The 13164-nt window shown below is 69.4% G+C and carries 13 protein-coding genes; 7 read left to right on the top strand and 6 right to left on the bottom strand.

Annotation, left to right across the window (positions count from 1 at the left end; genetic code table 11):
• Nucleotides 1-47 precede the first annotated feature (47 nt).
• Nucleotides 48-1226, top strand: a complete 1179-nt coding sequence (locus ABNF93_RS31670) for a TRM11 family SAM-dependent methyltransferase (RefSeq protein WP_349331931.1) — start codon at nucleotides 48-50, stop codon at nucleotides 1224-1226.
• Nucleotides 1227-1515: 289 nt separating this feature from the next.
• Here the strand turns inward: ABNF93_RS31670 and abmR are convergent, their stop codons facing one another.
• Nucleotides 1516-2118, bottom strand: coding sequence for an ATP-binding transcription factor AbmR (abmR, locus tag ABNF93_RS31665; protein WP_349331930.1), 603 nt, complete (start codon nucleotides 2116-2118; stop codon nucleotides 1516-1518).
• Between the two features lie 109 nt (nucleotides 2119-2227).
• Between abmR and ABNF93_RS31660 the strand changes: the two genes are divergently transcribed.
• Nucleotides 2228-2473 (top strand): hypothetical protein, encoded by a 246-nt coding sequence (locus ABNF93_RS31660; protein ID WP_349331929.1) that lies wholly within the window; start codon nucleotides 2228-2230, stop codon nucleotides 2471-2473.
• Nucleotides 2474-2576: 103 nt separating this feature from the next.
• Here ABNF93_RS31660 and ABNF93_RS31655 read toward each other — a convergent pair whose 3' ends face one another.
• Both ABNF93_RS31655 and ABNF93_RS31650 read right to left on the bottom strand, forming a co-directional pair.
• On the bottom strand, nucleotides 2577-2915 hold the full coding sequence (locus tag ABNF93_RS31655) for a DUF5808 domain-containing protein (protein ID WP_349331928.1): 339 nt from the start codon (nucleotides 2913-2915) through the stop codon (nucleotides 2577-2579).
• 30 nt (nucleotides 2916-2945) lie between these two features.
• Nucleotides 2946-4979, bottom strand: a complete 2034-nt coding sequence (locus ABNF93_RS31650) for a thioredoxin domain-containing protein (RefSeq protein WP_349331927.1) — start codon at nucleotides 4977-4979, stop codon at nucleotides 2946-2948.
• Between the two features lie 391 nt (nucleotides 4980-5370).
• Between ABNF93_RS31650 and ABNF93_RS31645 the strand changes: the two genes are divergently transcribed.
• Nucleotides 5371-6645, top strand: a complete 1275-nt coding sequence (locus ABNF93_RS31645; protein ID WP_349331926.1) for a DNA methyltransferase — start codon at nucleotides 5371-5373, stop codon at nucleotides 6643-6645.
• Nucleotides 6642-7607: a hypothetical protein gene (locus tag ABNF93_RS31640; protein ID WP_349331925.1), complete on the top strand. Its 966-nt coding sequence runs from the start codon at nucleotides 6642-6644 to the stop codon at nucleotides 7605-7607. Before ABNF93_RS31645 ends, ABNF93_RS31640 begins: the two co-directional genes overlap by 4 nt.
• Before the next feature lie 8 nt (nucleotides 7608-7615).
• Here the strand turns inward: ABNF93_RS31640 and ABNF93_RS31635 are convergent, their stop codons facing one another.
• On the bottom strand, nucleotides 7616-8671 hold the full coding sequence (locus ABNF93_RS31635; protein WP_349331924.1) for a DUF2157 domain-containing protein: 1056 nt from the start codon (nucleotides 8669-8671) through the stop codon (nucleotides 7616-7618).
• Between the two features lie 168 nt (nucleotides 8672-8839).
• Nucleotides 8840-10021, bottom strand: coding sequence for a phosphotransferase (locus ABNF93_RS31630; protein ID WP_349331923.1), 1182 nt, complete (start codon nucleotides 10019-10021; stop codon nucleotides 8840-8842).
• Between ABNF93_RS31630 and ABNF93_RS31625 the strand changes: the two genes are divergently transcribed.
• The 3 genes from ABNF93_RS31625 to ABNF93_RS31615 all read left to right on the top strand — a co-directional run bounded on the left by ABNF93_RS31625 (nucleotide 10020) and on the right by ABNF93_RS31615 (nucleotide 11493).
• Nucleotides 10020-10298 (top strand): type II toxin-antitoxin system Phd/YefM family antitoxin, encoded by a 279-nt coding sequence (locus ABNF93_RS31625; protein WP_349331922.1) that lies wholly within the window; start codon nucleotides 10020-10022, stop codon nucleotides 10296-10298. The two genes, ABNF93_RS31630 and ABNF93_RS31625, sit on opposite strands and share 2 nt — an antisense overlap.
• Nucleotides 10295-10690: a type II toxin-antitoxin system VapC family toxin gene (locus tag ABNF93_RS31620; protein ID WP_349331921.1), complete on the top strand. Its 396-nt coding sequence runs from the start codon at nucleotides 10295-10297 to the stop codon at nucleotides 10688-10690. The genes ABNF93_RS31625 and ABNF93_RS31620 overlap by 4 nt, the downstream gene beginning before the upstream one ends.
• 113 nt (nucleotides 10691-10803) lie before the next feature.
• Nucleotides 10804-11493: a class I SAM-dependent methyltransferase gene (locus ABNF93_RS31615; protein ID WP_349331920.1), complete on the top strand. Its 690-nt coding sequence runs from the start codon at nucleotides 10804-10806 to the stop codon at nucleotides 11491-11493.
• A 472-nt stretch (nucleotides 11494-11965) separates the two neighbouring features.
• Here the strand turns inward: ABNF93_RS31615 and rhmD are convergent, their stop codons facing one another.
• Nucleotides 11966-13159, bottom strand: a complete 1194-nt coding sequence (gene rhmD / locus ABNF93_RS31610) for an L-rhamnonate dehydratase (protein ID WP_349331919.1) — start codon at nucleotides 13157-13159, stop codon at nucleotides 11966-11968.
• Nucleotides 13160-13164: the final 5 nt, after the last annotated feature.

Genomic DNA, 13164 nt, shown 5'->3' with positions numbered 1-13164 from the left:
GGCGCCCGCTCGCGTGGGCTCTCGACAGGCCTGGAATCGTTGCCCTCATGCCGCGCTACGCCCTGCTGATCCTTCCAGCGACGAACCGTGTCTACGCGGAAGCGTCGGTCGATCTCCTGCGTGCCGAACTGGCGGTGTTCGCCGAGCGGGCGCTAGCCGGGCGGCTGGGTGAGGTGGAGGAGGCAAGGCTGGGCGGTGTGCCGTACCTCCTCTTCACGGCCGAGGAGCTGAGCGGCCGCGACATCGCGTACCTCTCCCAGCTGTCGTCGCTCTACGCACTCTTCGAGGTCTCAGGCGCGGATGGAGACCCAAGTCGCGGCGCGGGTGATGGGACCGACCTGCTGCTGCGGCCCGTCGAGCTGACGCCGCTCGCGGTGTTCGACGACGACCTGCTGACGATCCAGAAGTACGCCGGGAAGACCAACGAGTACTTCACCAAGCTGCTGCTCAACGTCACCGTGTTGTCGTCGGACTTCGCGGACGCGATGCTCGACCGGCGGTTGCACGTCTTCGATCCGCTCTGCGGGCGTGGCACGACGCTGAACCAGGCGCTGATGTACGGATACGACGCGACCGGACTCGAGCACGACAGCAAGGACGTCGAGGCGTACTCCGCCTTCATTCGTACCTGGCTCAAGCGCAAGCGGCTGAAGCACCAGGCGGAGTTCACGCCGGTACGCAGGGACCGCAAGGTGATCGGGCGGCGGCTGCACGTCATGCTGGCGGCGGACAAGGAGGCGTACAAGGCAGGGGACGCGTTGTCGCTCACGGTGGTCAACGGGGATACGACGCGGGCGCGCGACTTCTTCCGGCCACGGTCGTTCGACGTGGTCGTGGCGGACGCGCCGTATGGCGTGCAGCACGGAAGCCGCATGCGCGGCGGCGGGGACAGCGGGCGCGGCGGCGGGGACAGCGGGCGCGGGTCTGAGGGTGCGCGCGGCAGTGACGGGAGACGCGGCGGCCGTGGTGGTGACGGCGGTGGAGGGAGCCTGTCGCGACGGCCGCTCGACCTGCTGAGGGCTGCCGTACCGGCGTGGGTGGAGTTGTTGAGGCCCGGAGGCGCGGTTGGGATCTCGTGGAACATTCACGGCGCCAGCCGAGACGACGCCGCCCAGGTGCTTAGGGACGCGGGGCTCGACGTCTGCGAGGGCGCTGCGTACGAAGGATTCCAGCACCGGGTCGACCAGGCGATCATCCGGGACATCCTGGTCGCACAGAAGCCCTGACCCCCACCTCGTCGTCGGGGTGCCCAATGACAATGCTCGGTGGCGCTGTGCTGCGGTGGCGCTGTGCGTGCCGCGGTGCTTCCATGATCATGAAGTGGAAAGCGGCATATGTGCCGACAAACTTTCATGATCACGATCATGATCACGGAAGGTCGGGAGTCGCGTCCAGGCTTCGCCTCGTCCTCGACTTGCGGGCCACTCCGAAGAGTTCACCTCGCCCTCGGCCCGCGCGCGGCCCCGAAACGGTCGCGTCGTCCTCGACCTGCGCGCTCCGCCCGGAACGCTTGGGCTATTTCTCGGGCGGCGGGTCGCTCTGGGTTTTCGCGGGGTCGGTCCCTGGGGCGGGGTCGTCGAGGCCGTCGGTGCGGTCGGCCGCGTCCGGGCCCTGGGAACGGACCTGCTCGACGTGTGCCATGGCGGCGCGAAGGTCGGCCAGCCACGGTTCGACGTTCCGGCCGACGAGCTTCACGCACCAGGCCAGCGCCTCCGAGCGAGTCCGCGCGACACCCGACTCGACCAACGTGTCGAGCACCTGGCGTTCGGACTGGCGGAGCCTCGTCATGACCGGCACCGACTGGGTGGTGAACGTCTCCCGACTCTCCCCACAGGCCGCTCCCCACGCCACTTTCTGGCCGGTGGCGTGTTCGAGTTCACGGGCGATCCGGATCCGATGTTCGCGCGTACGTTCCCGGAACTCCTTGATCCGCCCGGACTCGGCCGCCGAGCGCTCGACCGCGGACGCCTCCTGCGCCACCTTCGGCGCCGCAAGGGTCCCGATGACGGTGATCTCGTCCCGGTCGGTGGTCAGATCGACTGGCGTGGTGAACCACTCTTCGGGCAGCCGGCCGACGAGCCAACCACGGATGCGTTCCTCACGTTCCTGACGTGTCATGTAACTACGATTACATCGTTACAGCGGATCGTGTCAACGTCTCAGCTCTCCACGTTCCAGCCGGCACGGGCTTGAACCGCCCGTAGCGGGAGGTTCTACCGCCTGGTGCGTGAACGACGACGTCCAGCGCAGGTGGAGTATCGGCAGGCTGGCAGAGGCCAGCGGTGTCACGGTGTCCGCGCCCGAAGATGCCGGCGTACAGGCGATCGTCGCCGGCCGAGAGCAGATCGGGGCCACGTTTCGTACCGGCCACCTACGCACGGACGAGCAGATCACCGCCACCGCGACCGCCCGGTGGCAGCACGCGAAGACACCACCCTTCGCCCGGCAGCTGGGCGAAGGGTGGTGTCAGTGAACGAGTCAGCGGGCTGGACGCCAATGACGCGTCCGGTGTTGCCCATCGACCCCGGCGAGCCCGTCAGGGTGTGCGGCGTACGTCAGCGCGATGCGGGCGTACGTCAGTGGTGTGCGGGCGTCCTGCCGTTCGACGCGGACTCTTCCTGCGCCACCGCGGACGAGGCGAGCTTCACGACGCGGCCGATGTTGAGGTCCCAGCCGAGACCGTACGCCGTCGGCTGCACGAGCCGGTCGTCCTCCGGCGCCCACCAGGTCGAACGCAACCGGTCGATGGTCGGCGGCCGGTAGTCGTAAGGAACTCCGGCGACCTTCCCGCGCCACGTGCGTTCGGGCGCCGGACGACGAAGCTCCCTGACCACCGACGTCGCGACGAGAGCGCCGACCGCGCCCATGAGCAGTGCGTCGAGCCGGCTGAAGCGACCCTTCTTCTGCCTCGCCATGCTGCATCACTCCGTTCCGCGTACAAGGACTCACTGAATGTTACGTACGCCGATCCTCGCACCAAGCTCGCGGGGGTCTGTCACCGGGCGCTCGCAGACGAAGTTCCGGCAGATGTACGCAGCGGATCGACCGTCGACCAGGCCACGGCCGGCAAGCAGGGGAACCCGCCCATCGCCGCCGGAGGACGATGCGCCTGCCGTCGACGGCGTACCCACCGCGACGACGGCGCCAGGGCTGGGCGAGAACAGCGCCGTCCGGCGGAGGGCCGACCGGTCGGGGTCGTCGGGTCCGACGACCGCGACCTCCACCGGTCCGGCCGCCAGCGCCTCGGCGACCGCAAGGCCCCAACCCGCGGCGCGGGGGGCGCGATCCGCCAATGCACCGGCGATGCCGAGTGCCGGCTCCACGGCTTCGCGGTGGCGTGACGAACCGGTCAGGGCGGCGTACGTGAGCAGCGCACCCGCCGCCGCTGAACGACCGGACGGCGTAGCGCCGTCGGTGGGGTCGCGGGGACGGCGGACCAGGCGTTCGGCGTCGTCGGCGGTGTCGAAGAAGCCACCCTCGCCGTCGGAGAACCGGGTGAGTACGACGTGGAGCAACTCCCCCGCGCGTTCCAGCCAGACCTGATGACCCGTCACCGTGAAGAGAGCCAGATAGCCCTCTGCGACATCGGCATAGTCCTCGAGCACGCCGGGACTCGTGCCCGCCACGCCGTCGCGGGAGGTACGCACCAGGCGGGCGGCAGCGTCGGTGTGCAGGTGTACGAGAAGGTCCGCTGCGGCCAGTGCGGCCTCGACATAGGACGACTCCTCGAGCAGCGCACCCGCCTCGGCCAGCGCGGCGATGGCGAGACCGTTCCAGGCGGCGACCACCTTGTCGTCACGGCCGGGCGGGACCCGATGCGCGCGCGCCGCGAAGAGGCGCGCCCTGCTGTCGGCGAAGGCCGCCGGATCGGGCGGGTCGACGGGTAGCTGCAGGGTCGAGGCGCCGTGTTCGAACGTCCCCTCTTCCGTCACGCCGAACAGCTCCGCCGCGGCGGCACCGTCGGCGTCGCCGAGGACGGCTCGCAGCTCTGCCGGCGTCCATGCGTAGAACTTGCCCTCCACGCCCTCGCTGTCGGCGTCGAGGGCGGAGGCGAACCCGCCTTCGGGAGTACGCAGGTCGCGGAGCAGGAAGTCGGCGGTCTCCCGTACCACCCGCTCGGCGAGCGGAGCGCCCGTCTGCCGCCACCAGTGCAGGTAGACGCGGAGCAACAGGGCGTTGTCGTACAACATCTTCTCGAAGTGCGGGACCACCCACGCCTGGTCGACGCTGTAGCGGGCGAAGCCGCCGCCGAGTTGGTCGTACATGCCGCCCCGGGCCATGTGGTCGCCGGTCTGCTCGACCATGGCGAGTGCCTGCGCGGATCCCGTGCGGGCCGCGTGGCGGAGCAGGAACTCCAGCACCATCGACGGCGGGAACTTCGGCGCACCACCGAAACCGGCGTGCACCGGGTCGAAATCCTTCGCGAGCGACTCGACCGCGGCGTCCAGGGCAGCGTGGTCGGGTGCGTCACCGGCGGGGATCTGTGGACTGTCGAGATGGGCGACGATCTCGCCGGCAGCCTGGGTCACCTCGTCGCGGCGTTGGTCCCAGGTCCGGGCCACGGCCTCCAGCACCTGGGCGAACGCCGGCATGCCGTGCCGTGGCTGCGGGGGAAAGTACGTACCGCAGTAGAAGGGTTCGGCCGCCGGCGTGAGGAAGCAGGTCATCGGCCAGCCACCGTGGCCGGTCATCGCCTGCGTCGCCTCCATGTAGACGGAGTCGACGTCAGGGCGTTCCTCACGGTCGACCTTGATGTTGACGAAGTGGTCGTTCATGTAGGCGGCGGTGCCTTCGTCCTCGAACGACTCGTGGGCCATGACGTGGCACCAGTGGCAGGCCGCGTAGCCGACGGACAACAGGACCGGGACCTCGCGGCGGCGGGCCTCGGCGAACGCCTCGTCGGACCACGGCCACCAGTCGACCGGGTTGTCGGCGTGCTGCCGGAGGTAGGGGCTGGTCGCTGCAGTAAGTCGGTTCATCACTTCCACCGTAGTCCAGCGTGACTGCACCGCGGCCAGTCCAACAGCGACCGCGCGACGCCTCGCCTCCCGCACACGGCTGACCTTGCGGGGCGGTTCAGGGCGGAAATGACCACGCTGAGCATGGCTGCAGCATCCGTAACGGGTGTCGGCACCTGGTGGGGGACCACATGCATGCTCAGCGTGGTCATTTGCGCCCTGAACCGCCGGTCTGGTCTCCCCGGGTCCGGTCTCGCCCAGGTTGTCTCGCCCGGGTTGTCTCGGCAGGTTGTCTCGGCAGGTTGTCTCGGCGGCGAGGCGGCAGGCGGCGAGGCGGCAGGCGACGGGGAGGCAGGCGACGGGGCGGCGAGCCGGTGCGGCTCTGTCGGCGGGCGGGGCTAGCCTGCGGTGCGTGGGTGGTGAGGGGAAGGCGCGCGGGCGACGGCCGGGCGTTCCGGCGTACGAGCTGTGTCACGGCGACGTCAGCAAGGCTTACCGCCGCTGGCCGACGCCGGTGACGATCATCAGCGACGGCGCCTATGGCGTCCGCGGATTTCACGGCGACACGACCGGCACCGCCGACCTGGTGGAGTGGTACCGCCCGCACGTCGAGGCCTGGTCCGCAGCCGCGCACCCGGCCACGACACTGTGGTTCTGGAACACCGAGGTGGGCTGGGCGACCGTGCATCCACTGCTGGTGGAGCACGGGTGGGACTACGTGCAGACCATCACCTGGGACAAGGGCATCGCGCACGTCGCGGGCAACGTCAACGGCAAGACGATCCGCCGGTTTCCGGTGGTGTCGGAGGTCTGCGTCCTCTACCAACGCCGATTCACGATCGACACGCCCGACGGCCCGCTCCCGGTGCAGCAGTGGCTGCGTCACGAGTGGGTGCGCAGCGGCCTGCCGCTCTATCGCGCCAACGAGGCGTGCGGCGTCCGCAATGCGGCGACCAGGAAGTACCTCACGCAGGACTGGCTGTGGTACTGGCCGCCCGGGGAGATGCTGGAGAAACTCGCGACGTACGCGAACGAGCGGGGCCAACAGACTGGTTGGCCCTACTTCAGCCTCGACGGTCGGGGCGTCGTCACGGCCAAGGAGTGGGACTCGCTGCGCCACCGGTGGAACCACCAGCACGGGATCACCAATGTCTGGCACCGGGGACCGTTGCACGACGACGAACGCCTCAAGGGCACCCTTCGCCGCGCTGCACCGCGGGTCTACCGGCCGACCGCCGGCAGTTCGGCGCACCTGAACCAGAAGCCGCTGGAGTTCATGGAACGCCTGGTCAAAGCGGTGACGGTGCCCGGCGACGTGGTGTGGGAACCGTTCGGCGGGTTGGCGTCGGGCTCGGTCGCGGCGGTCGCGTTGGGCCGCCGTGCCTACGTCGCCGAACTCGACAAGGAGTTCACCAAGCTCGCCCGCGAACGCCTGCGGTCGGCGCGAGCGGCGGCCAATCCGGCGGCGGAGGAGGCTGCCGTCCCCTCCGACCGTCCCGACCTTGCCGTGGCGGGAGAAAGCGCGACGGGCGCGCCGGCGACATCGGACCTCGTGAACGTGGCGGCAGGCGGCCGCGGGGCGGCGGGCGAGAATGCCGGCGGGAATGCCAGGGGGCAGGGCGGAAACCCGGCCCGTAGCACGGACGCGGGACCACGCGGCACGGGTGGCGAGGCGGAGGCGACGTGACCGCCAGCACTGACGGACTCTTCGACGCGTCGCCAGCCGCGCCCTTCGGACCGCCCACGCCGGCGGAGCCCGCCCTCGACCCCGACGACCCGCGCACCACACTCCAGCAGCGGCTGCGCGTCGTGCTGGCCGGCCTTGCGGCGTACTTCGAGTTCCACAATCACATCGCCGGCGTCAACGCGACCGACCTGCACAGTCTCAACACCTTGCTGGGTACGTCGATCGAGGGCCAGGTGGTCGCCGCACTCAACCAGCAGCGAGCACTGTGGGATCCCGACGACGCGTGGCTGGGTTACACGTTCGAACGCCAGTCACAACGGTTTCCCGACGTACGCCTGCTGCGCAAAGGATCGGCGGGCGGCCCGGACATCGCGCTCGGCATCGAGCTCAAGGGCTGGTTCCTGCTGGCCAAGGAGGGCGAGCCGAGTTTCCGGTTCACCACGACGCCGGCCGCCTGCGCCGACCACGACCTGCTGGTGGTCGTGCCGTGGTACCTCGACAACGTCCTGTCGGGGTCGCCGGTGGCCGCCGAACCCTATGTCGTGTCGGCCCGGTGGGCGGCCGAGTACCGCAACCACTACTGGCAGTACGCCCGAGATGCCGCCAAGGGCGCTGACCGCAGCATCCGCGCACCGGCCGACGCCCGCCCCTACCCCGGCAAGGATGAGCAGATCGCCGACCAGCCGGCGTACGACGGAGGAAAGAACTTCGGCCGGGTCGCGCGGGTGCGCGGTCTGATGGACGAGTTCATCCAGGCCTCGCACGAGCTGGAGGTGCTGGGCATCCGGATCCTCGACTGGTACCGATTCCTGCGCCTGCACAGCGACCAGGCCGATCCGGACGCCGTGTCGGTGCAACTGGAGCGGGAGCTACGGCGAAACGTCAGCAGCCGGTCCGCCGACGACGCCGCTCGCGCCCTCGCCGCGGCCCGCCAGCTCGGCAACCTCCTCGGCCCGAGCTGAGGCGGCGGTCACGAGGACTCGCCAGGATCGGCCGGCGGCCGCGACGACAGCCGTCCCCGCCTGCGTAGCGTCGCGACGGCGCCCACGATCAACGCCACGCCGATGAGCAGCAGGACGACACCCACGAGCAGGGCGTTGTCGAACATCACGCCCAGCGCGGTCGGCGGGATGACGAGTGCACCGGCCGCCCCGAACACCGCGTACCACCAGCGGCGGCTGGTCCAGAACATCGCGAACATCGCCGCGATGCCCACCAGACCCAGCAGCAGGCCCACCCAGGCGTAGTCGTTCTCGATGCTGGCGAGCTCGGCACCGATCAGGCCGATGGCGCCGCCGAGGACTCCGGCGACGTCGCGTTCGGCGAGGATCCGGCCGAGGCCGATCCACAAGGCGCCGTACACCATCAACACGATGCCGGTCAGCACGAGCGCCGACCACGACTGCGGACGCATGTCGATCAGCGCGATGGCGATCAGCAGGCCACCACCGAACGCCGCGCAGACGAGCGGCGCCCTGCCCCACATGACGTAGCTGGCGGCCGCCACGATGACCATGGCGACACCGGGAAGGACCAATGCTCTGAACCCGTCCACGTCGATGGCGACACCGACGGTGAACGCCGCACCGCCGGAGCCCAGCGCACCGAGCGTGGCGGCGAGCGTGTCGCGCTGTCGGTTGCCGGAGTCGGCCGATCCGGGTTCGCCTCGCCCGGTAGGCCACATCGTCGTACGCACCAGCCCGCCGACCGCCATGGCCGCCACGAGGAGGAGGACGGTGGCGCCGCCGCAGATCGCCAGCTTGCCGGCGCGGTTCAGGTCGCTCCAGGCCAACCCGACGATGAGAATCAGGGCACCGATGACCAGCGCGCCGCCGAGGTAGGACAGCACCTCGACCACGCGCTCCCGGCGTTCCGGCGCGACGTCGCGAGGCTGCGCGGGGGCGACGCCCGAACGGCGCAGAACGTCACCGACCCGCCGCGCCTGATCCTCCGACAACGTGCCCTCGCGCACCAGCCCGGCCAGGGCGTTGCGCATCGGGTCTGTGTCCCGGTGATCGGTTGACATCCGTGTGCTCCCTACTGGGCGTGCCGCAGCGGATGCTGCCGGCGGTCCTCGCATTCGCGCAGGCCGCGTCGAGGCGCCTGTCGGGCAGCTTGGCAGCTCCACACACCTACCGGCAACGGCTGCAGGGGTAGCGGGCCGGACGGCTGGAGGGACGGCTGGACATTGCGGTCAAAGCCCGTCAGGCGCCTCCGTGACCAGGAACTCCGCCACGGCCACCCAGGCCCGCGCGCCCTCCTCGATCGGCCGCCCGTTCATTGTCGTACGCCCCTGCTGGAACGCCGACAGAACGGCCGGAACGAGCCAGCCGTACTTCGCCGTCGCCCCGGCCGCTATCGCCCTGCGTACGTCATCAACCGGACGTACGCAGCCACCGTCGGCGAGCCCGGCCGCGTAGCCGTCGACCAGGTTCTCGAACAGGTCCGGTAGCAGTGTTGGCTCCAGCCGGAAGTCGGCGACCGTGTCGACGAGCAGGGTTCCGGCATCCTCACCGAGGGCGCCGACGCCGGCGAACGCCCAGTCGATGACGACGGTGTCGCCGTCGACGTCGAAGAGGTTGCCTGGGTGAAAGTCCAACTGACACAGGGTTCTGGGGTAGTTGTCGAGGACCGACCGGAAGCGGTGCCGGTCGGCCCAGAGCTGCCGGAAGGCCCCGGCCCGACCGGCGGGCACGACCGCCTCGACGCCTGGGTGGGACCAGGCGCGCGGGTCATCCAGGATCTCGCAGTGGGCGGACCGGCGTTCGACGTAGACCCGTAGCCAGTCGCGGCTGAGCCACCGCTCGACGAGTGCCGGGGCGTCGGCAAGGCGGCCCTGCATCCGGCCGAGATCCCTTGCCGCACGGCGATAGCGGTCGAGTGACCAGTGGGAGGCGGGCAGGCCGGCGACGTCCTCCATCCAGATCGCCGTGGTGCCATCGGCCCGGTCCACGATGCCGTGACAGGCGGGCGCCCGGAGCCCGTCACGGAGGCCCGCGAGCAGGTCGCTCCCGAACGCCTCCGCCTCCCGCCGCCAGTAGAACGGGTGGTCCGGATCTGAGTGCGAGCGCCACGTCGTGCCGGCGCCGCCGGCATGCCGGATGACCTTGCACACGAGGGACCAGTCACGCTCTGGACCGTGGACGCACCAGATGCCGACCGTCGCGAGATCGGCGATCGTCGGCCGAGCAAGGAGCTCGACCTGGAGTTCGCCGCACCCGTCGGTCGTACGCCCGAGCGCCGGTGCCATCACCGCCACCTCGGCCGCCGTCACGCCGCAGTCCTCACCGTCGTCCTGCACGACGACACCCCTGCCTTCCCCGATCCCCCGAACGGACGACCACTGTAGCACCAGAGGTGCTACAGTGGTCCGCATGGAACGCATCGGAGTCCGGGAGCTGCGCCAGCACGCCAGTCGCTACCTCGACAAGGTGAAGGCCGGAGAGACCGTGGAGGTCACCGAGCGCGGCCAACTAGTCGCGCTTCTCGTGCCCCCGCCCGCCGAGATCACCGCGCGCGAACGCCTGATCGCCGAGGGGCGGTTGATCCCCGCCTCCCGGCCATTCCACCTGCCCAGCCGACGCCCGGCACGTGCGGGGGAGCCCACAGCCGAGGAGATGCTCGACGACATGCGCGAGGAACGGCTGCCGTGATCTACCTCGACTCCTCGGCACTCATCAAACTCGTGCATGGTGAGGCGGAGAGTCCAGCCCTTGAGGAGTGGATCGTCGCGCACCACGGACCTCGCCACGTCACCTCGGAGCTGGCCCGCCTCGAAGTGATCCGAGCATGCCGACGCCACTTCGCAGATGCCCTCCCCCATACGCGCGCGCACCTTGGAAGTCTGGATGTGGTGGCACTCACCGCCGACATCATCGAGGACGCCGCCGAGATGGGAGACCCTTGGCTGCGAAGCCTCGACGCCATCCACCTGGCCAGTGCGCTGGCAATCCGCGAGGAGCTGACCGGGTTCGTCACCTATGACCGGAGACTGTTCGATGCAGCGAAGGCGGAGGGACTCGACCCGGTGCGCCCCGGCGCCTGACCTGGCGGCGCGGATTCATTCCTACGTTCGGACAATGCAGTTGCGCGGACAACCCGCCAGAGGGTGCCCTGGACCGCTGGCCGGACCCGACACGCGGGAGAGAGGAACTTGCCGTGAGCACGATCTACGAACGGCGTCCTGACGACTTCGAACGTCATGCCGCGAACGGCGCCTACAACGCCCTGCTCGACCGGCCGGCGGTGTTGGCGCTGCTGGGCGACGTCGCCGGCCAGCGGGTTCTCGACGCCGGCTGTGGTCCCGGCCTCTACGCAGACGAGCTTCTCGCCCGCGGCGCGTCCGTCGTCGGCTTCGACCAAAGTGCGGGCATGGTCGAACTCGCCCAGAGCCGGCTCGGTGACCGGGCGGAACTGCTTCGTGTCCATGACCTCTCCCAGCCGCTCGACTGGCTGGCGGACCAGACGTTCGACGCCGTGGTCCTCGCACTCGTCATCCACCACCTGGACGACCGGCGGGCGGTGCTGCGGGAGCTGTTCCGAGTCCTGCGCCCGGGCGGGCGACTGGTGCTCTCCACTGCCCACCCGATGGAGGACTGGCTGAATCACGGCGGCAGCTACTTCGACGTCGAACTGGTGGAAGAGGTCTGGAAGGACGACTGGGACATGCGGTACTGGCGGCAACCGCTCACTGCCACCTGTGCTGAAGCGACGGACGCCGGCTTCCTCATCGAACGCCTCGTGGAACCCCAGCCATCGGAGGAGCTTCGCCGCCGCTTTCCCGAGGTTCATGCGAAGCTCGCCCTGCGCCCGGCCTTCGTGATGCTCCGCCTTCTCCGCCCCCGTTGACGATGGCAAGGTTGCGTGGCGAGGAGTTTCGATCAACCGAGCTGTCGGCGACGGCCTTCGTCCGTGGCCTGTCACACAGGTGGATTCCCACCCGTCCAGGCGTGGGAATCCACCTTCATCGGTGCGGTTGGCTGGATCAGCAGCAGTGGCGACCGCTGTCGGCGAGACTTGCCGGCGCGCTCGCAACCTGGGCGACGAACAGAGACGCAATCACACACAACAGTGCGACACATGCCTTACGCAGGCGCATTCTCGGTGCTCCTCCTCACGTCCCTTCGACTTCTGGTCCGGAGTCGTCGGGACACAGCTCAGAAGATCCACTGACGCCTTCACCGTGAAGAGGGGACGACAGCACGTCAAGATCACCCAGGTTCCAGTGCACGCAAGCGCTGATCGGCTTCCCTGTACGTCCCATCCGCCCGGGGTGGGCGGCTTCAGGTCCCGGTGAGGTGACCTTCGAATTTCCCTGCTGTCAAAGGGCGCTCGGCTCGTGCGTGTAGGGGCGGTGGAGGTGGGCATCGGGGTTCAGGCGTACCCCGAAGCCAGGGGTCTCCGGCAGCCGCAACCGGCCACCCGCCGGCACCGGCTCGTCGAGCAGCAGCGGGTGGAACATCGGCACAACCTCCGCCGCCTCGGGATGCATCATCAGGAACTCCGAGAACGGACTGTTCTGCCGCGTGATCACGAAGTGGTACGAATACACGCTCGAGCCATGCGGGATCACAGGTACGGCGCGGGCGTCGGCAAGTGCCGCGATCTTGATCAGCTCGGTGATTCCCCCGCACCAGTTGACGTCCGGCTGGATGACGTCGGCACAACCCATCTCCAGCAGCAGCCGGAATCCGTACCTCGTCCACTCGTGCTCACCGGTCGTCACCCACATGCCGGTCGGCATGCGGCGGCGCAGCTCGGCGTAGCCCCAGTAGTCGTCGGGCGGCAGCGCCTCTTCGATCCATTTCAGCCCGAGGTCGGCGCACCCGTGGGCCAGCCGGGTGGCGTAGTCGAGGTCGAGCGACATCCAGCAGTCCCAGGCGAGGAAGAAATCATCGCTCACCCGTTCACGCATCGACCGCAGCCTGTCAAGGTTGGCTTGCATGCCGGCCGGACCTTCGGCCGGTCCGTGCTGAAGGGGCAGCTTGCCGCCGATGAAGCCCAGCTTCTCCGCGAGGTCGGGCCGCGCGCCAGTCGCGTAGAACACCAACTCGTCGCGCACCGGCCCGCCCAGCAGTGCATACACCGGTTCGCCACGGAGCTTGCCGAGCAGGTCGTAGAGCGCGAGGTCGACCGCGCTGATGCAGTTGACCACGATTCCCTTGCGGCCATAGAAGAGCGTCGAGGCATACATCTGGTCCCAGATCTTCTCGATCGACGTCGCGGGTGCGCCCTCGACGAAGCGCGCGAGGTGTTTCTCGACGATGTACGCACCCGGCTCCCCCGCCGTCGTGGTGGCGAACCCCACAGTGCCGTCGTCCGCCTCGACCTCGACGACCAGCGTGCCGAGGACGTTGAGACCGAACGCCTGCCGGCTCTCGCGGTACTCCGGATATCGGGACATCGGCGTCGCCACGTGGTCGTCGATCCAGTGCTTGGTGGTCTGGTCGTGGTAGTCGGCGCCGCCGCCCCGCACGACGTACGCCCGGACTTCCCGGATCCTCGGCAGTGCCATGGACG

The organism is Actinopolymorpha sp. B9G3 (genome assembly GCF_040120725.1).
GTDB lineage: Bacteria > Actinomycetota > Actinomycetes > Propionibacteriales > Actinopolymorphaceae > Thermasporomyces.
The sequence above is the reverse complement of the archived record's forward strand: the minus strand, read 5'-3'. Positions and strand labels throughout refer to the sequence as shown.